This is a genomic window from Flavobacterium sp. (assembly GCF_044371705.1).
Classification (GTDB): Bacteria; Bacteroidota; Bacteroidia; order Flavobacteriales; family Flavobacteriaceae; genus Flavobacterium.
In genome coordinates, this window is the sequence record NZ_JBILTE010000033.1 from 1 (window position 1) to 18,602 (window position 18,602).

General features: G+C 35.6%; 19 protein-coding genes. 11 read left to right on the forward strand and 8 right to left on the reverse strand.

Features of this window, described 5'->3' with window-relative positions; genetic code table 11:
• The 11 genes from ACIQ2S_RS03900 to ACIQ2S_RS03950 form a co-directional block, all read left to right on the forward strand.
• Positions 1-145 (forward strand): type II toxin-antitoxin system YoeB family toxin (locus tag ACIQ2S_RS03900; RefSeq protein ID WP_396172984.1); only part of this gene is annotated, 145 nt, incomplete at its 5' end.
• 52 nt (positions 146-197) lie between these two features.
• On the forward strand, positions 198-767 hold the full coding sequence (locus tag ACIQ2S_RS03905) for a GNAT family N-acetyltransferase (RefSeq protein WP_396172924.1): 570 nt from the start codon (positions 198-200) through the stop codon (positions 765-767).
• Positions 768-831: 64 nt separating this feature from the next.
• On the forward strand, positions 832-1,968 hold the full coding sequence (locus tag ACIQ2S_RS03910) for a methionine aminotransferase (RefSeq protein WP_396172987.1): 1,137 nt from the start codon (positions 832-834) through the stop codon (positions 1,966-1,968).
• A gap of 86 nt (positions 1,969-2,054) precedes the next feature.
• Complete coding sequence (locus tag ACIQ2S_RS03915) at positions 2,055-3,191, forward strand: ATP-binding protein (RefSeq protein WP_396172927.1); 1,137 nt, start codon at positions 2,055-2,057, stop codon at positions 3,189-3,191.
• A gap of 2 nt (positions 3,192-3,193) precedes the next feature.
• Complete coding sequence (locus ACIQ2S_RS03920) at positions 3,194-4,075, forward strand: SDR family oxidoreductase (RefSeq protein ID WP_396172931.1); 882 nt, start codon at positions 3,194-3,196, stop codon at positions 4,073-4,075.
• A gap of 127 nt (positions 4,076-4,202) precedes the next feature.
• On the forward strand, positions 4,203-4,967 hold the full coding sequence (locus tag ACIQ2S_RS03925) for a ParA family protein (protein ID WP_396172935.1): 765 nt from the start codon (positions 4,203-4,205) through the stop codon (positions 4,965-4,967).
• A 6-nt stretch (positions 4,968-4,973) separates the two neighbouring features.
• Positions 4,974-5,873, forward strand: a complete 900-nt coding sequence (locus ACIQ2S_RS03930) for a ParB/RepB/Spo0J family partition protein (RefSeq protein ID WP_396172939.1) — start codon at positions 4,974-4,976, stop codon at positions 5,871-5,873.
• Positions 5,873-6,442, forward strand: a complete 570-nt coding sequence (locus ACIQ2S_RS03935) for a DUF5683 domain-containing protein (protein ID WP_396172942.1) — start codon at positions 5,873-5,875, stop codon at positions 6,440-6,442. The genes ACIQ2S_RS03930 and ACIQ2S_RS03935 overlap by 1 nt, the downstream gene beginning before the upstream one ends.
• On the forward strand, positions 6,442-7,143 hold the full coding sequence (dapB, locus tag ACIQ2S_RS03940) for a 4-hydroxy-tetrahydrodipicolinate reductase (protein WP_396172945.1): 702 nt from the start codon (positions 6,442-6,444) through the stop codon (positions 7,141-7,143). Before ACIQ2S_RS03935 ends, dapB begins: the two co-directional genes overlap by 1 nt.
• Positions 7,144-7,252: 109 nt before the next feature.
• Positions 7,253-8,806: a signal peptidase I gene (gene lepB / locus ACIQ2S_RS03945; protein WP_396172949.1), complete on the forward strand. Its 1,554-nt coding sequence runs from the start codon at positions 7,253-7,255 to the stop codon at positions 8,804-8,806.
• Between the two features lie 6 nt (positions 8,807-8,812).
• Complete coding sequence (locus tag ACIQ2S_RS03950) at positions 8,813-9,430, forward strand: WbqC family protein (protein WP_396172952.1); 618 nt, start codon at positions 8,813-8,815, stop codon at positions 9,428-9,430.
• On the opposite strand, the gene ACIQ2S_RS03955 is transcribed toward ACIQ2S_RS03950, so the two are convergent.
• The 8 genes from ACIQ2S_RS03955 to ACIQ2S_RS03990 form a co-directional block, all read right to left on the reverse strand.
• Positions 9,427-10,485 carry an endonuclease/exonuclease/phosphatase family protein gene (locus ACIQ2S_RS03955; protein WP_396172955.1) on the reverse strand — a complete coding sequence of 353 codons (1,059 nt, stop codon included), beginning with the start codon at positions 10,483-10,485 and terminating at the stop codon, positions 9,427-9,429. The two genes, ACIQ2S_RS03950 and ACIQ2S_RS03955, sit on opposite strands and share 4 nt — an antisense overlap.
• 17 nt (positions 10,486-10,502) lie before the next feature.
• The gene (locus ACIQ2S_RS03960; protein WP_396172958.1) at positions 10,503-11,375 is read right to left on the reverse strand and encodes a rhomboid family intramembrane serine protease; all 873 of its coding nucleotides are present in this window, start codon (positions 11,373-11,375) and stop codon (positions 10,503-10,505) included.
• A 32-nt stretch (positions 11,376-11,407) separates the two neighbouring features.
• Complete coding sequence (locus ACIQ2S_RS03965; protein ID WP_396172962.1) at positions 11,408-12,229, reverse strand: rhomboid family intramembrane serine protease; 822 nt, start codon at positions 12,227-12,229, stop codon at positions 11,408-11,410.
• Entirely contained in the window at positions 12,226-14,073 is a 1,848-nt protein-coding gene (gene mutL / locus ACIQ2S_RS03970; RefSeq protein WP_396172966.1) for a DNA mismatch repair endonuclease MutL, read from the reverse strand. Before mutL ends, ACIQ2S_RS03965 begins: the two co-directional genes overlap by 4 nt.
• Positions 14,073-14,360 carry a riboflavin synthase subunit beta gene (locus tag ACIQ2S_RS03975; protein WP_396172970.1) on the reverse strand — a complete coding sequence of 96 codons (288 nt, stop codon included), beginning with the start codon at positions 14,358-14,360 and terminating at the stop codon, positions 14,073-14,075. The genes mutL and ACIQ2S_RS03975 overlap by 1 nt, the downstream gene beginning before the upstream one ends.
• Before the next feature lie 138 nt (positions 14,361-14,498).
• Positions 14,499-17,501 (reverse strand): T9SS type B sorting domain-containing protein, encoded by a 3,003-nt coding sequence (locus ACIQ2S_RS03980; protein WP_396172975.1) that lies wholly within the window; start codon positions 17,499-17,501, stop codon positions 14,499-14,501.
• Positions 17,502-17,612: 111 nt separating this feature from the next.
• A complete protein-coding gene (ribH, locus tag ACIQ2S_RS03985; protein ID WP_396172977.1) occupies positions 17,613-18,092 on the reverse strand; it encodes a 6,7-dimethyl-8-ribityllumazine synthase in 480 nt (159 codons plus the stop codon).
• 5 nt (positions 18,093-18,097) lie between these two features.
• Positions 18,098-18,602 (reverse strand): tol-pal system YbgF family protein (locus ACIQ2S_RS03990; protein WP_396172980.1); only part of this gene is annotated, 505 nt, incomplete at its 5' end.

Below are 18,602 nucleotides of genomic sequence, written 5' to 3' on the forward strand. Positions count from 1 at the left end.
CGGAAAACCCGAACAATTAAAATATGAACTAACGGGATTTTGGGCCAGAAGAATTAACCAAAAAGACCGAATTATCTACAACGTTGAAGAAGATATTGTAACTGTTGAAGTCATTTCCGCTATGGGCCATTATGGTGATAAGTAGTTTAAATTACTAACCTATTTTATACTTTTTATTCCATTTAATATCAAAAAAAATGCTCACCCTTTCCTTCACCCCATTCCCAATTCTAGAATCCAATCGTTTGCTTTTACGAGAAGTTACGCGTGAAGATATAAAAGAAGTCTTTGAATTGAGAAGCAATCCGGAAACGATGAAATTCATTCCTCGTCCGCTAGTCACTTCAACAGAGGAGGCTATGGCACATATTGAAATGATTACCAAAAAAATTGCGGAAAATGAAGGAATCAATTGGGCAATCACTTTAAAAGGAAATCCAAAATTACTTGGTATTATTGGTCATTACCGCATTCAACCGGAAAATTACCGTTCGGAAATTGGATACATGTTGCTCCCTGACTATCAAAACCAGGGAATAACCAGTGAAGCAATTCAGTTGTTATTGGATTACGGCTTTAATCAACTGAATTTTCATTCAGTGGAAGCTATTATCGAACCTAAAAATCATGCTTCTGCTAAAGTTTTAGAAAAAAACGGTTTTGTAAAAGAAGCTCATTTTTTGGAAGATGTATTTTGGGACGGACAGTTTATAGATTCAGCAGTTTATTCACTTTTGAAACGAAATTTTGTAAAGAAAACATACTAACTTAAAGCTAATAAGATTTTAAGATTTGACTTAAAGCTTATCTGTCTTATATGGTAAATATATGATGTCAAAACTCCCCAATTCATCTTTAAATATTTTTACAATCATGTCAAAAATGGCCTCGGATTACCAAGCCATTAATCTTTCGCAAGGCTTCCCGAATTTCCCAATTGACGAACGAATGGTGGAAATTGTAAATCGCTTATCCAAAACCGACATCCATCAGTATGCTCCGATGGCAGGTCTGCCCTTATTGTTGGAAAAAGTTGGGCAACTTACATTGGATAATTATCAACGAAAAGTGAATCCTGCAACTGAAATTCTAATTACAGCCGGAGCAACTGAAGCCATTTTTGCTGCCATTCAAGCTTTTGTGCTACCGCAAGACGAAGTGATTATTCTCGACCCTAGCTATGACTGTTATGAAACTCCGATTTTGTTGAGTAACGCAAAACCTATTCGAATTTCATTAAAAGATGATTATTCACCCGATTTTGAGGCAATCGAATGTCATATGACTAACAAAACGAGGATGATTATTCTAAACAATCCGCACAATCCCTCGGGAAAAATTTGGACAGAACATGACTTTATTCAATTGGAAAAAATCATTGAAAATTATCCCGATATATTGATTTTATCGGATGAAGTATATGAATTCATCACTTTTGAAAACAAACACATTTCCGTTAATACGCGTCAAAAACTAAAAGACCGAAGTTTGATTGTTTCGTCTTTTGGAAAAACACTTCACTTAACCGGATGGAAAATTGGCTACTTAATTGCACCGGAACATCTGCTGAAAGAAGTCAAAAAAGTGCATCAATATTTGGTTTTTAGCGTCAATAGTTTGGCACAAGCTTCCATCAACGAATACCTTTCGATTTTTGATGTTTCAGAAGTAGCGTCATTGTACCGACAAAAAAGAGATTTCTTTCAAAACTTAGTTAAAGAAACACCCTTTGAACTATTACCTTGTCAAGGTACCTACTTTCAAACCGTTTCCTATCAATCTATATCCCATGAAAATGATATCGATTTCACCAAAAGATTGGTCACCGAAGTTGGCGTAGCAAGTATTCCACTCTCCGTTTTCTATGCACACAAAACCGATTTAAAACGCATTCGGTTTTGCTTTGCAAAGGATGATGGAACTTTAGTAAAAGCATCCGAACGTCTATTGAAAGTAAAAAACATATGAAACAAAATTGTTAGTTACAACTTTGTTAGTTACAACTTTGTTTCTTAAGTAAAAATCAATATATTTGTCCTATTAAAAGCGATTGCATGAATTTACCTTTTAAATATGGAAAGATTATAGATGATGATTTCTTTGTAAACAGAACCGAAGAAATTAATTACATCAAGAAAAACATTGAGTCAAAAATTAACCTTACGTTAATTTCTCCAAGGCGTTGGGGAAAATCGTCACTAGTTTCAAAAATCGCAAGAGATATAAGCAAAGAAAACAAAGAGATTAGATTTTGTTTTATCGACTTATTCAACACTCGAAGCGAACACGAATTTTACGATTATTTTGCAACTGAAGTATTAAAGGCTTCCTTTTCTAAATGGGAAGAGCGAATTGAAAATGCCAAAATGTTTTTTAAGCAAATACTTCCCAAATTTAGTTTTGGAATAGACCCAAACGAACAATTTTCAGTGTCTTTTGACTGGGAAAGTATCGCTAAAAACCCTCAAGAAATTCTAGACTTACCCGAAATAATTTCAAAAACTAAAAACATCCAACTAGTGATTTGTTTGGATGAGTTTCAAAACCTTTCCTTTTTTGATGACCCGCTCGATTTTCAAAAAAAAGCTCGATCAGCATGGCAAAAGCATCAAAACTGCACTTACATTTTATACGGAAGTAAACGGCATATGATGACTGAATTGTTTGAAAACAAATCAATGCCGTTCTATAAATTTGGTGAAATACTCTTTTTATCAAAAATTGACAATTCCCATTGGCAATCGTATATTCAAGAAAAATTCAAACAAAGCAAAAAAGAAATATCAAAAGAAATCGCCGGAATTTTGGCACAAAAAGTGGAAAATCATTCGTATTTTGTGCAACAATTAGCAAACGCTGTTTGGCTAGAAACAAATAAAAAATGCACCATTGAAAACATTGACGAAGGACTAAACAAATTGCTCTTGCAGTATGAACTCTTTTTTAGCAAAGAAGCAGACTCACTGACCAATTTACAATTGAACATATTAAAAGCGATTGCCATGGATGAAAAAGAACTGAGCAGTAAAAGAACAATCAAAAAATACAATTTAAGTTCTTCTGCTAGCGTTAACCGTTCAAAAGAAGCTTTAGTTCAAAAAGAAATTATTGATATTTTCAACAAAGAAATTGAGTTCCTCGACCCATTATTAAAAATTTGGATTAAAAAAATATTTACAAAACAACTATAACTATGAATTTTTCAGCAAAAATGTTACGCGATAATGCCTTGGAAGGCAAAGTAATTGTAGTAACCGGTGGCGGTAGCGGACTTGGAAAAGCGATGACCAAATATTTTTTGGAATTGGGAGCAAAAGTAGCGATCACCTCTAGAGATTTAGAAAAACTACAAACCACAGCCGCCGAACTAGAAAAAGAAACCGGAAGTGTTTGTTTGCCTTTACAATGCGACGTTCGTCATTATGACCAGGTCGAAGCAATGCTGGCAGACGTTTTGAAAAATTTCGGTAAAGTTGATGTACTGCTAAACAACGCCGCAGGAAACTTCATCTCACCTACCGAAAGACTATCTGCCAATGCATTTGATACGATTATAGACATTGTACTAAAAGGTTCCAAAAATTGCACATTAGCTTTTGGTAAGCATTGGATTGACCGCAAACAAGAAAGTTCTGTTATCTTAAATATTGTTACAACGTATGCTTGGACCGGTTCTGCTTATGTAGTGCCAAGTGCCGCAGCAAAAGCAGGTGTTTTAGCAATGACTAGAAGTCTAGCGGTTGAATGGGCAAAATACGGCATTCGAAGTAACGCCATTGCTCCCGGACCTTTTCCAACCAAAGGAGCTTGGGACCGATTATTACCCGGTGACTTGGCCGAAAAGTTTGATATGGCAAAAAAAGTACCTGTAAATCGTGTGGGAGACCATCAGGAATTAGCCAATTTGGCTGCTTACCTAGTTTCTGATTTTTCGGCGTATGTAAATGGCGAGGTCATTACAATAGATGGCGGCGAATGGCTCAAAGGTGCCGGTCAATTCAATTTGTTAGAGCAAATTCCTGAACAAATGTGGGACATGCTGGAAGCAATGATCAAAGCGAAGAAAAGTACGTAGTATTTCAAAAATAGATAGAATTCTCAATTAATCATTTGTGTATAAAACAATTAACGTTTGTTAACAAATAAGAGTTGAAAAAACCACAAATAATTGTAATTTTACCGTTCAAATTTTTTAACTATTCATGGGTAAAATCATAGCTATTGCCAATCAAAAAGGAGGTGTTGGTAAAACCACTACCACTGTTAATTTAGCCGCGTCTTTAGGTGTTTTAGAAAAGAAAGTGCTGCTAATCGATGCCGATCCACAGGCCAACGCAAGTTCAGGATTGGGAATCGATGTGGATGCTGTTGAAATTGGATCCTATCAGGTTTTGGAACATAGCAATGCACCTGAAGAAGCCGTGATGAAATGCAGTGCACCAAATGTAGATGTTATTCCTGCTCATATTGACTTGGTTGCCATTGAAATTGAGCTGGTTGACAAAGAAAACCGTGAATACATGCTTAAACAAGCATTGGAAACCATCAAAGACAACTATGATTATATTTTAATTGATTGTGCTCCTTCGCTAGGTTTGTTAACCTTAAATGCTCTTACAGCTGCTGATAGTGTTCTTATACCTATACAATGCGAGTACTTTGCCTTAGAAGGACTAGGAAAACTATTAAATACCATCAAAAGCGTTCAAAAATTGCACAACCCCGATTTAGATATCGAAGGTTTGCTATTAACGATGTATGATTCACGTTTACGCTTATCTAATCAAGTAGTTGAGGAAGTTCAAAAGCATTTTAACGATATGGTTTTTAAAACAATCATTCAACGCAATGTAAAATTAAGCGAAGCTCCTAGTTTTGGAGAAAGCATCATCAACTTTGACGCTACGAGCAAAGGAGCTAACAATTATTTAAGTTTAGCCGAAGAGATTATCAAAAAAAACAGCTAGGATTCTATGACACAAGCCAGTAAAAAACAAGCCTTAGGAAGAGGATTATCAGCTCTGCTGAAAGATCCAAATAATGATATTTCATCTGTAAATGATAAAAATGCCGATAAAGTTGTTGGAAATATCATTGAACTTGAATTGGATGCTATTGAAATAAATCCTTTTCAGCCGAGAACAAATTTTAACGAAGAAACCCTGAAGGAATTAGCTTCTTCCATCAAAGAATTAGGTGTAATTCAGCCCATTACTGTTCGTAAACTGGAATTCAACAAATACCAGTTAATATCTGGTGAACGTAGACTTCGTGCCGCAAAATTAGCAGGATTAGCAGTCATTCCATCGTATATACGAATTGCAGATGATAATGAATCTTTAGTAATGGCATTGGTGGAAAACATTCAACGCCATGACTTAGACCCGATTGAAATTGCTTTATCTTACCAACGTTTGATTGACGAAATTCAATTAACACAAGAGCAAATGAGTGATAGGGTCGGTAAAAAACGATCAACAATTGCCAATTACTTGCGTTTATTGAAATTGGATCCGATTATTCAGACCGGTATTCGTGATGGTTTTATTTCTATGGGTCACGGCAGAGCTTTGATTACTATTGAAAATGAAGACATTCAGTCGGATATTTATCATAAAATTATCAGCCAAAATCTTTCTGTTCGTGAAACAGAAACCTTGGTTAAAAATTATCAGGACGGATTAAAACCAAAAACTTCCAAAACCGCAAAACCTATTTCATTTGTTGTTTTAGATACTGATAAAAAAGAACTTGCAAGCAAATTAGGCACAAAAGTTGACGTAAAAATTGATGCCAGCGGACAAGGGAAAATAACCATTCCGTTTAAATCGGAAGCAGATTTTCAGCGTATTTTAAATTTAATCAAAGGATAGTGCAGAAATTTAGCATCATACTTTTTTTGTTCTTTTTCTTTGGAAATCTGTCACATGTTTATGCTCAAGAGCAGCCTAAAGAATTGGTTATCATTAACATGGATTCTATTCCGAAACACAAAATAAACCCACTGGCACCTTCAAAAGCAGCTTTTTATTCGGCTGTTCTTCCGGGACTCGGACAAGCCTACAATAAAAAATACTGGAAGATTCCAATTGTTTATGGAGCGTTGGCCACCAGTTTGTATTTTTATGCAGAAAACAATCAATTATATCATGAATTTCGGGATATATACAAGCGTAGACTCGAAGGTTATACCGATGATAAATACGAAGGGATTTATTCAGATAACGTAATTATCAATGCACAAAAAACGTATCAACGTAATAGAGATTTATCGCTTTTAATCACTTTTGGAATTTATGCTTTAAATATTATTGATGCGAATGTTGATGCACATTTGATTCAGTTTAATGTCAATGAAAAATTATCCGTGAAACCGGATGTAAAACAGAATTTTTTTGACAATAATTACAATGTGGGACTGATTTTAAATTATAATTTCTGATGAAGATTGCACTTTTAGGATACGGAAAAATGGGTAAAGTAATTGAACGAATTGCTTTGGAACGCGGACATGAAATTGTCTTGCGTAAATCGAGTGGCGATTCTTTTGACGGACTGGAAAATGCCGATGTAGCCATCGATTTCAGTATCCCTCATGCCGCAGTTGACAACATCACTACTTGCATCAATGCAGGCGTTCCGATTATTTCCGGAACCACAGGTTGGTTAACCGAATACCACAAAATGGTAGCCCTTTGCGAATCAAAAAATGCAGCATTCATTTATGGTTCAAATTTTAGTTTAGGAGTAAATTTGTTCTTTGAACTAAATGATTATTTAGCTAGAATGATGGCTAAATTCGATCAGTACAAAGCCTCGATGGAAGAAATTCACCATACACAAAAATTAGACAAACCAAGCGGAACAGCAATTTCATTGGCTAACGCTATCATAAACCATACAGCGTATAACGAATGGAGTATCGAAAATCCAAAAGCTGATGATCTTTATATTGATGTAAAACGCACCGAAAACGTACCGGGAACACACAGTATTTTTTATACATCGGATGTAGACACAATTGAAATTAAACATACCGCTCATAACCGCGATGGATTTGCTTTTGGAGCAGTTATCGCAGCCGAATGGATTATTGGTAAAACAGGTGTTTTTAACATGAAAGACGTATTAGGTTTAAACTAATTTCAGAATATAAATAAAAGTTAAATCGGTAACAAAAACAAAACACTGCTAACTAATCATAGATTATTTATATTTTTGTTTTGTAACCTTAACCAATAACACATATAAAATGACACTATATCAATGGTTCGTATTATTCTTAGTTGTTCAAATAATACACTTTGTAGGCACTTGGAAACTGTATGAAAAAGCAGGAAGAAAATCGTGGGAAGCCGCAATTCCTGTTTACAATGCAATTATTTTAATGAAAATAATTAACCGACCTTGGTGGTGGACATTTTTACTTTTTATCCCAATCATAAACTTAATTATGTTTCCGGTTATTTGGGTGGAAACACTGCGTAGTTTTGGAAAAAACTCAACAATCGACACGATCTTAGGTGTTTGCACTTTAGGTCTTTACATTTACTATGTGAATTACGCTCTCGATGTCAAGCACATAAAAGACCGTTCAACACATCCAACCAACCCAACCGCTGATTTTATAAGTTCTATTTTATTTGCAATCGTGGTAGCAACAACGGTGCACACCTATGTGATGCAACCATTTACTATTCCGACTTCATCGTTAGAAAAATCTTTGTTAGTTGGCGACTTTTTGTTTGTTAGTAAGTTTCATTACGGTGCACGAACACCCACCACAGCTATTGGTTTGCCAATGGTTCACGATTCGATTCCGTTAACTAAAAAGAAATCGTATCTCAGTTTTCCTCAATTGCCTTCTTTCCGTTTTCCCGGTTTTGAGAAAATAGACAAAAATGAAATTGTAGTTTTCAATTGGCCTGTGGATACCGTTTACAAGTTTAGAGATGTTTCAGGCAGAAGGATTGACAAACCATTAGACAAAAAATCAAATTACGTAAAACGATGTGTAGCCGTTGCCGGCGATAGTTTATATATTAAAAACGGTGATGTTTATGTAAATGGAGCAAAATTACCTTTACATGACCGCCAGAAATTACAATATTCCTACTATGTCGATACTGATGGTTCACAACTTAGTGAAGAATATTTAGTCCGAGAATTGGACATCACTGATCCTGCAGGTCAAATTACTGCAAATAGGTATTATTTCAAAGCGTTAACAGAGGAAAATGCCCAACGTTTACGCAACAATCCGATTGTAAAAAACGTTATAAAAATTGAGGAAAAGGAAGGTGATCTAAGAATATTTCCTCACACCAAACCAAGCTGGAATGCCGATAATTTAGGTCCGATTTACATTCCACAAGCGGGCAAAACGGTCGCTTTAAACAAAGAAAGCCTTCCATTCTATTCGATGATTATCAAAGAATATGAAAAGAATGATTTAATGGTGAATGGTGATGAAATTAGAATAAACGGAAAAGTGGCAACATCGTACACCTTCAAACAAGATTATTTTTGGATGATGGGTGATAACCGCCATAATTCAGAGGATAGTCGTTACTGGGGTTATGTTCCTGCCGACCACGTTGTAGGTAAACCGGTATTTATCTGGATGAGCTTAAAGCAAAATGTTCCATGGGGCAAAGCTATTGACAAAATTCGATGGGAACGTATGTTTACAACCGTTGGTGGTAGTGGTGAACCAACCTCCTATTTTATCTACTTTGTCATAATATTAGGGGGCTATTTTGGATATAATTTCTACCGTAAGCGTAAGAAAAAAGCAAATGCATAAGTTGACATGTCTGTTTTAGTTCACCCAACTTATTTCCCTTCTATCAGTCATTTTGTTGCGATGGTTCAATCGGATCAAGTCATCTTTGAACTGGATGACAACTTCCAAAAACAAACCAACAGAAACCGGATGTACATATATAGTCCAAATGGCGTGCAACTGTTGAATATTCCAATCAAACATTCCAAAAACAGTTTTCAAAAAACAAAGGATGTTAAAATTGAAAACGATTTCAATTGGCAAAAACAACATTTCAAATCATTAGAAGCTGCTTATCGAAGTTCGCCTTTTTTTGAGTACTTTGAAGACGATATTCGTCCAATCTTCACAAAAAAACATGAGTTTTTGATGGATTTGAACTTGCAAACTTTTGCATTAGTTTCAGAATGTTTGGGTGTAAAATTTGAAACCCTACACACTACGGAATACTTTAAAGAAGTGAATGGTGTCAGAGATTATCGCACCTTAGCCAACGGCAAAAAAGATGCTTCTTTATTTGAAGAGTATACACAAGTATTTGAAGAAAAAGCAGGATTTCTAAACAATTTGAGCGTTTTAGATTTACTTTTCAACGAGGGTAGATATGCTTTAGATTATTTAAAAAATCAACAATTAGATGTCTAATCTTTCGTTTCAAAAGACAATCGGGCAACAAGAGGATAATGGTCAGAATTTTTAAATTCGATAAAATTTTGATGGCTTTTGACCGCTAATTTTTTATCGGTAAAAATATAATCTATTCGTGCCGGAAAATGTCGAAACGAATAGGTATTCCCAAATCCGGAACCGGCTTCTTCAAAAGTATCATTCAAATCACCTTTGATGCTTCGGTACACAAACGAAAAAGCACTATTATTCATATCCCCACAAATAATGATGGGATACTTGCAATCCGACTTGTGTTTCTTAATAATTTCTGCCTGATTTTGTTGTTCTTTAAACGCAATACTCAATCGGTTGAGCATTCTTTTTGATCGATCTTTCGTAACACCGTCACTAATATTATCGTCAATTTCATGGACATCGGGCGTGATTTTAACCGATTGCAGATGAATACTGTACACACGCAAAGTGTCTTTTCCTCTTTTCAAATCAACATACACGGCATTATTGGTTGAATTAGGGAAATCAATTTTGCCTTCATTGACAATTGGGTATTTTGAAAAAATTGCCTGACCAAGTTTTGTATTCTTGCCTTCCACAAACTTGTACTTGTGCGGATACATTCTGAAATCTACCTTGTTAGTGTTGGAGTACTCCTGCAAACACAATATATCTGGGTTTTGTTCCTTGATAAACCCCGATATCTCCTCATTTAAATTAGGATTGTTAATCCAATCATACAAATTAAACAAGCGTACATTGTAACTCATGACTACAAAGTCTGAATCCATTTTTGGAAGATCTGTCTTAGATACCCGGTAATATTTGTTAATAAAAGTTATGCCTAATAACAAGACCAATCCCGAAACAAACAATTGCTTTTTCAACTGCAAAAGCCAATACAAAAAGAACAATAAATTCATTATCAGCATCAAGGGTAAAAACAACGTTAGCACCGATAGAAGCGGAAATATCTTTGGAGCCAAAAAAGGTAATATATAAGCAACAAAAGTCAATACAGTCAAAACTATATTCAAACCAAACATCACCTTGTTAAACCAATTGAGGTCTTTCATTCAATAGAATTTAGGTTCTAATTTTTACCTGCTTTAAATAAAAATTCTTTTTCTTCTTTGGTTAAGCTATCGTAACCCGATTTGCTGATTTTATCTAAAATGGCATCAATCTGTTGTTGCGATTTGTCTTTGGGGTTTTGTTTTGGGGTGGTGTAAGTGGTATTTTTATGAACCTTTTTAAAGGTAGTTTTTTTAGTTCCAGAGAAAAAATTAACTACATAATCCATAAATGCGGAAAATGTTTTGGTAATATCTGTTCCGTTTTTGATTTGACTGCTAAACAAATATCCAAACAAAGCTCCACCTAAATGAGCAATATGACCTCCTACATTTGCCGAAGACAAACTAATTAAATCAATAACCAAATACACCAAAGCGATGTGCCAAATTTTTACTCTTCCAATCAAAAGCAATCGTATTTCCATGTAAGGATTAAATGCGGCCACAGCAAACAAAACTGCCATAACAGCTCCTGAAGCTCCAATTAAAATAGCCTCTTGTCGAATCAATGCAGGAAAAATTAAATAACTGGCAATGTATATAAAGCCTGCAAAAATAGCTCCAAGTAAATACAAACTCAGCAATTGCTTTTGAGTAAAATAGGTCATAAATAACCGACTGACAAAATTTAAAATAATCAGATTAAATAGTATGTGCAGGAAACCTGCATGAAAAAAAGCATACGAAATAATGGTCCACGGTTTCCACAACAAATCGGCCGGGTTTGATGAAAGACTAATGTACTGCACAAAGCCAAATTTGATTCCGAACAAGGCTAAGACTCCCGTCAATATCCAAGGAACAGCGAACAAAATAACATTCCAGTAGATTAACTTTTCAGTTACGCCACCTAAAATATACTGTTGTTTAAAATCTTTTAATAAACTCATTTACGTATTTCTCTTTACTAATCACTGATTCACTAATTCCAGCGATTCTTATTAAACTGGTTCTTCTTCCAATACCACATCATTAAAAATCCGGTTAAGGCTCCTCCTACGTGTGCAAAATGGGCAATTCCACCACCACCGAAAACTGACGAACCTGTAACTCCCATGATTAAATCACCCAGTACTAAAACAGGTACGAAATATTTTGCTTTGATGGGAATTGGAATAAATAGTAGCATCAATTCAGCATTTGGAAACATAAAGGCAAATGCTACTAATATACCATACAATGCTCCGGAAGCACCAACGGCACTGCTTTGAGCGATAATAGATGCGTCAAAAAGTGCTCTGAAATTTGTTTCATTTAATTGATTCCACTTACCTAATGGTTCTAAAATAGGTTGAATATTTTCGGCAAATTTCTCGCCTGAATATACATTTCCATCTTGAAATGTGACATTTACTATTTGTCTAATGGTGTCATTTGACAATTGCAAATCAGCCGCTAATTCCAATATTTTTTGAAATTCATAATATTGCATTCCGGTATGAATCAAAGCTGCTCCTAAACCACAAGAGATGTAGAAAAAGATGAACTTTTTACTTCCCCAAAAATGTTCTAAAGCAGAACCAAACATCACCAAACCAAACATATTAAAGACAATGTGCATCAAATTGGGCATCTGAGCATGCATAAACATATGTGTAAGCGGTTGCCACCATTGAAAATCATTACTCAAAGGAAAATGCATGGCAAATAAATCATAAGACATTGGAGCGGTTAAATGAGCTCCAATATAAAAAATGATATTAATTATCAGTAACTGCTTAACAGTATCGGTCATTTGCATCATATCGCGAATTTTTTATCTATATCTTCTACATTAATCGTAATAAAAGTTGGCTTTTGAAACGGAGAAACATCCGGTTCTTTGCAAGCAAAAAGTCCATTGACGATGTTTTCCTGCTCCTTTTGATTTAAGTAGGCACCTGTTCGAACGGCCAAACTCCTGGCCATCGATTTTGCTACACTGTCATTCTGACTGTAACTGTTTTCGGGAATTCCGTCCTGCAAATCACGAAGCAATTCTTCCAAAACTGCCGAAACCTGACTCTCTGTGATAGTCACCGGAATTCCGGAAACCACCACTGCATTATTTTGAACGGTGTCAAACACAAATCCCATCGCATGAAGGGTATCTTGCAATTCGACTAGCAAAACTCGTTCATTCGCCGAGAAATAAAGTTCTAAAGGGAACAATAATTGCTGACTTGCCGCGTGATGAACCGTCATATTGGTTAAGTATTGTTCGTAGAGAATCCGCTGATGAGCCCGATGCTGATCAATAATCATCATCCCGGATTTGATAGGACTTACAATGTACTTTCGATGGATTTGGTAGGTAGAAGAATTGACTTCTTCAATTTCATTGTCGTTAAATAATGAACTCGTGATTGTGTCCGCTTCAAATTCTATCGTTTCAACTTCTTGTGAATCATTTTTCAAACCTACGTACAAACTTTCCCAAGTGGAAGTATCAACTTTATTTGAAAAACTAGTGCTTCTATATGATTTTGACGGTTGTTCTTCTGCAAACGGATTAAATTTGGAATCCACTTGAATGGTTGGAAATGCAGCATCTGTCCCTTTGTATTGATACGGAGTGTCTAGATTTGGATCTCTGTCAAAATCCAACACAGGTGCCACATTAAATTGTCCCAAACTATGTTTCACCGACGCACGGAGTATAGCATACAAAGCATGTTCATCATCAAATTTAATTTCCGTTTTTGTGGGATGTATATTTATATCTATGGTATTTGGTGGTACATCCAAATATATAAAATAAGCCGGTTGCATGCCGTCTTTCAGTAAACCTTCGTAGGCCGACATGATGGCATGATGTAAATATCCGCTTTTAATAAATCGATTATTGACGAAAAAAAATTGTTCCCCCCTATTCTTTTTTGCAAATTCAGGTTTCGATACAAATCCTTGAATGCGAACCAATTCGGTTTCTTCGCTAATTGGAACCAATTTTTCATTGGTTTTACCGGAAAAAATTCCAACGATTCGCTGACGCAAATTGGAAGCTGGTAAGTTAAATAACTCACTTCCATTGTGTATCATCGTAAAATGAACCAAAGGATGAGCCATTGCTACCCGCTGGAATTCATCCACAATATGACGGTGTTCCACCGTTTCCGATTTTAGAAAATTACGACGAGCCGGAATATTATAAAACAAGTTCTTTACTGCAAAGGATGTGCCTTTTGGTAAAACCGCAGGTTCTTGTGAGATAAATCTACTTCCTTCAATGATGATATGTGTTCCTAATTCTTGCTGATCTTGCTTGGTTTTCATTTCCACATGTGCAATTGCAGCAATGGAGGCGAGTGCTTCACCTCTAAAACCTTTGGTATGAATGGCAAACAAATCTTCTGCATGACGAATTTTGGAAGTTGCATGTCGTTCAAAACACAAACGAGCATCGATAATTCCCATTCCTACGCCATTATCAATTACTTGAACCAATGCCTTGCCTGCATCTTTTACAATCAACTTAACATCGGTTGCTTTGGCATCTACAGCATTTTCCAATAGCTCTTTGACAACAGACGCAGGTCGTTGCACCACTTCACCAGCTGCAATTTGATTGGCTACGTGATCGGGAAGTAATTGAATAACATTCGACATCAATTTCTATAAAAAATGGTTAAATCAAAATCGATTATAACAAGAAATAAAAATAGTAAAATAGAAATGATAATGAGAATTCTTCGTGAGGTTTGTTTGTCTGAATAATTTCTAAAGTCATCTATGGCTGCCATAAATTTACCTTTTAGGTTTTTTTCATTGCCTATGGTTTTTCGAAATTTATCAAACTTTTGTTCAATGTGGAACGGACTCCCTTCCTTATCACTTTCGTAATAACGTGGAGCATAACTGAATTTTTTGTTGGATCGTGCTTTAAATAGTCCCATAATAGTATCGATTTTCAAAGGTACTTAAATTCAAAAACAATGCCGATATTTCCATCATAAAAATTGTTAACATTGCAACAATTTCAGGAACATTTCAACTTAAAAAAGAAAAAAGAAACGCAGATAAAATTCAGAAAGTTACCTCTTTAAAGTAAAATGACCTTTGGCGGTTCGGCCATCTTCCAATTGAATTAAATACCAATAATCATCGGATGGCAAAGGCCTGCCGTTGTAGGTGCCATCCCATCCGCCATTTACGGGTACGAATTGATCAATCAATTTTCCATACCGATCAAAAATCGAAATCTTGGAATTGACGTTGTAAACGCGAGTTACTCCTTTCAGATTCCAAACATCATTGTAGCTGTCGGCATTGGGAGTAAAAAATTTCGGAATACTCAACACATTTACTTCTGCTGTTACAATTCCGCAATTGTATAAATCTTGCACATAAATAGTTACAATCCCAGCCTCAACGTCTGTGAAAATATTTGATTCCTGATAATTTATTCCGTCAATACTATAGATATAATTTCCTAACCCGGAAACATTTACAACTATGGAATTTAAATCAATCATATCATTTACAACTATATTGTCAATAATTGCCTTTTGCGAATCAAGTACTTGAATTGTTCGGGTTTTGGTGCATCCATCGATTGAAGTCACCTCAACAGTATAGGTTCCCGATTGATTGATTAAAATAGAATAACTTGTAGCATTTGGAATTGGCGTTTGATTCAAATACCATTGATAGGTATGACCGGCAATAAAAATTTCATTGACAAATCCAGCCTGCAAAGTTATTAAGTAACTCAAATTATCGATACAGACATACTGATCATCTCCTTGCAAAACTATTTTTGGGGTGGGTAAAACTTTGAATGGAATGGCAACACTAGTAAAACAATCGGGATTATTTGCATTGATAACTTTTGCAGTAATGGTTTGCGAAGCAGTTATAAATGGATTGGGTAATGGACTTGTTAACGGCACATTATCTTCATCATAATACTCTACAAAAACACCGGTCTGTCCATCTAGTATAGTCGCTTCAAATCCGGAAGTAGTAAAACCATACAACCCGTCTTGTAGCAATGGATCCATTTCATCGTCACAAATGGTTGTCAAACTTGGATCAATTCCATTCGCTTGCGGTTTTGTATCTACAACAAAGGTAATAGTGGTTTGATAGGGACAGGCCGAAGAAGTAGTATTTTGTATAAATACTTGAAGCGTTTCACCAGCAGTTACAAATGGATTGGGCAATGGATTGGATAAAAGCACATTATTTTGATCTCTATATTCCAAAGAGACATTTGTTAAACCGTTGAGAAAATTAGCTTCTAATTGAGAGGTGTCGAAATTAAAAACACCATCTCCATCGTCGTCACAACCTCTGACTTCGTAAGGATTTATAATTGGAATTGCTTCTGTCTGCAAAGTAATGTGATGTCCCAATCCGATGCAGGAATTATTTAATTGACTATCAATTCGAACAAAAATTGGTTGCGAAAAAGGCGAACCTGAATTGGTGTAATTAGTTATATTTTGAATCGAATTGCTTTCTGCCAAAGCATCTTCAAGCGTTTCATAATACGTTACAACCAACTGCTGACCTTGCGGAAAAGTACTTAAGAGTGTACTGGTAAACGAACTAAAATCAAAAGTTGCAATTCCATCTGTGTTAGAACCTGAAAGCAAATCGTCGCATTCGGTGAACATTTCAATGTAATTAATTGGTATTAAAGTAGTGGAAACAACTAAATGAAGCGGAACAATTTGAAAACAATCGTTTGTATTGGTCGCTCTTACATAAATTGTACTTAAACTTTGATTTTGATTGACAAATGAAGCGGGATTAACTATACTATTTGTATTTGCTTGTGCATCGACTAATGACTGAAAATAGGTAAAGGTTAGATTGTTTGAATTTGATGCAAGTAAGGTATTTGCTTCCGTCAAGTTAAAAGCACTAAAACCATCCAAATCATCATCACATTGTTTTAATGAAACATTGGAACTCAGCTGTGGTCTTTGAATCACAGCGATTTGAATTTCGGAAAAATCTTCACAAACTCCTTGGATTGCCTTTACGAAAAATGACTGCGATCCCACAGGTAGAGTCACCGCTTGCCAATTAGTTAGTTCATTAGTCATTGCTAACGCATCGGCTAATGTTGGAAAATAATTAAACGCAACTACTTCACTACCTGTATAAATTTCACTTTCGTAACTGCTTAAATCGACTATTACTTCTTGGGAAGGAGTATTTTCACAAATAGTTTTTTGCACATCATTTACTTGAAATTCCTGCACGGAAACAGCAACACTCTTCACAATAAAACAAGTGGTTAAAGTATTTGAAATTCGTGCATGAAAAACTCCTGAATTTACATTCACCAAACCCGTCAACGGATTTAAATTCAAAGATGCATTTTGTAGTGAACTAAAATAAGAAATAGTGAACTGACCGCTCGTTCCGCTTAAATAAGCAGCCGTTAATGTAGAAAAATCAAAGGGTTCGACGCCATCATTTCCTGCATCGCATAAATTCACCGGATTAAAATCTTGAAAATTGAACGATGCAAAAGGATTGGCAATGGTTGCCGTACCTGTCCACGTTAAGGTAAACGGAGAATTCCCAATCGGTCGATCAATTACAATAAAATAACTCTGTCCCGCAGAAACAGTCAATTGTTGCACGTAACTATCGCCATCCGGACCAGGACCTTCGTTTGTATCAGTTGAAGTAGCATTTAAACCCGTGTGATTATTAACTTGTCCTGCTGCTTGCGGATTGGTAGTTGAACAACGGAGTGGCGTTCCTAAATTGGAACAAGTTGCATTGGGACCAAACACCCAAAAATCATAATCTTCAGAAATATTTGTACTCTCGGGAATTATATCAAAACCTAAAGTCCCCGGCTGATCGATAGTCACTCGTAACCACAAGGAATTATTTTCATTACTACTGCAAGAAGGAGGAACAATCTCTTGGATACCAGACCCCGAAACATTGTAAGCTACACTTTGATTGTCGCATGCCTGAATATAATTCACACAATCATTCGGCAAATTTTGACCGAAATTGCAGAACGCTATCAGAAAAAAAGCAAAAGCGAATACCGATTTCTTCATCTGTGTAAATTAAAGGAAATTACCACAAAGGCTGCCAAAACAAATGTTATTTTTTTAAAAAATAGCAAAAAAAACCAAGACTGATGTAGAAATATTTATAGGTAAAGACATTTAGTAAATAGTCATTTTGATTGCCGCTACAGCAGCTTCCACGCCTTTATTTCCATGTTTACCGCCGCTCCTATCCAATGAGTGTTGTAAATTATTATCGGTTAGTACACAAAAAATGACAGGCATTTTACCCAAAATATTCAAGTCTTTGATTCCTTGGGTTACGCCATCGCACACAAAATCAAAATGTTTGGTTTCGCCTTGGATGACGCTTCCAATTGCAATAATTCCGGCTAAATTTGGATAAGTATCCATCATTTTTTTGCAGCCGTAAATCAATTCAAAACTTCCGGGAACGTTCCAACGAATAACATTTTCATGTAAAACGTCATTATCTAGTAATGTTGCCAATGCTCCATTAAACAATCCTTCAGTAACTGCTTCGTTCCACTCTGAAACAACAATCCCAAACGAAAGTTGACCAACGTTTGGGAGTGTGCTTTTATCGTAATGCGATAAATTTTTATTTTCTGTTGCCATAGTGTTTATTGAACCATACCAATCAATCCGTCAATATTTCTTGCTTCAGGAGCCGATTCATATTTTTCTTTGATAGCTGTAAAGTGTTTCAGAGCTACTTCCTTTTGACCCAAAGTATAAGCAGTTTGACCTGCTTTGTATAAGAATCGTGGTGCTGTTAACTCATTTTCATTTGCATTTGCAGCTTGCTCATAGTAATCCAAAGCTTCTTTCAATTGATTTTTTTGAGCAAATGCATCGCCAATTGCTCCCTTTGCCAAAGCATTCAAAACGATATCTTTCGATTTGAATTTATCTAAATAAGCAATAGCTTCGGTATTTTTTCCAATATTCAAATAGGATATTCCTGCGTAGTAATTAGCTAAATTTCCTGCATCAGTGCCTGAATATTCATCTGCAATTTTCACAAAACCAAATTTACCGTCCGCTCCGTTCAAAGCCAAAGTAAACAAACTGTCTTGTCCTGTCGTTGCATCCAATGCTTTTTGGAAATTTTGTTGAGATACAAAC

Bases quoted from the DNA above. Each gene is read 5' to 3' on its own strand.
- dapB (WP_396172945.1), top strand. From the start codon at position 6,442: ATGAAGATTGCACTTTTAGGATACGGAAAAATGGGTAAAGTAATTGAA.
- ACIQ2S_RS03920 (WP_396172931.1), top strand. From the start codon at position 3,194: ATGAATTTTTCAGCAAAAATGTTACGCGATAATGCCTTGGAAGGCAAA.
- ACIQ2S_RS03950 (WP_396172952.1), top strand. From the start codon at position 8,813: ATGTCTGTTTTAGTTCACCCAACTTATTTCCCTTCTATCAGTCATTTT.
- ribH (WP_396172977.1), bottom strand. From the start codon at position 18,092: ATGGCAACAGAAAATAAAAATTTATCGCATTACGATAAAAGCACACTC.
- ACIQ2S_RS03975 (WP_396172970.1), bottom strand. From the start codon at position 14,360: ATGGGACTATTTAAAGCACGATCCAACAAAAAATTCAGTTATGCTCCA.
- ACIQ2S_RS03905 (WP_396172924.1), top strand. From the start codon at position 198: ATGCTCACCCTTTCCTTCACCCCATTCCCAATTCTAGAATCCAATCGT.
- lepB (WP_396172949.1), top strand. From the start codon at position 7,253: ATGACACTATATCAATGGTTCGTATTATTCTTAGTTGTTCAAATAATA.
- ACIQ2S_RS03955 (WP_396172955.1), bottom strand. From the start codon at position 10,485: ATGAAAGACCTCAATTGGTTTAACAAGGTGATGTTTGGTTTGAATATA.
- ACIQ2S_RS03925 (WP_396172935.1), top strand. From the start codon at position 4,203: ATGGGTAAAATCATAGCTATTGCCAATCAAAAAGGAGGTGTTGGTAAA.
- ACIQ2S_RS03965 (WP_396172962.1), bottom strand. From the start codon at position 12,229: ATGATGCAAATGACCGATACTGTTAAGCAGTTACTGATAATTAATATC.
- mutL (WP_396172966.1), bottom strand. From the start codon at position 14,073: ATGTCGAATGTTATTCAATTACTTCCCGATCACGTAGCCAATCAAATT.
- ACIQ2S_RS03930 (WP_396172939.1), top strand. From the start codon at position 4,974: ATGACACAAGCCAGTAAAAAACAAGCCTTAGGAAGAGGATTATCAGCT.
- ACIQ2S_RS03960 (WP_396172958.1), bottom strand. From the start codon at position 11,375: ATGAGTTTATTAAAAGATTTTAAACAACAGTATATTTTAGGTGGCGTA.
- ACIQ2S_RS03915 (WP_396172927.1), top strand. From the start codon at position 2,055: ATGAATTTACCTTTTAAATATGGAAAGATTATAGATGATGATTTCTTT.
- ACIQ2S_RS03980 (WP_396172975.1), bottom strand. From the start codon at position 17,501: ATGAAGAAATCGGTATTCGCTTTTGCTTTTTTTCTGATAGCGTTCTGC.
- ACIQ2S_RS03910 (WP_396172987.1), top strand. From the start codon at position 832: ATGTCAAAACTCCCCAATTCATCTTTAAATATTTTTACAATCATGTCA.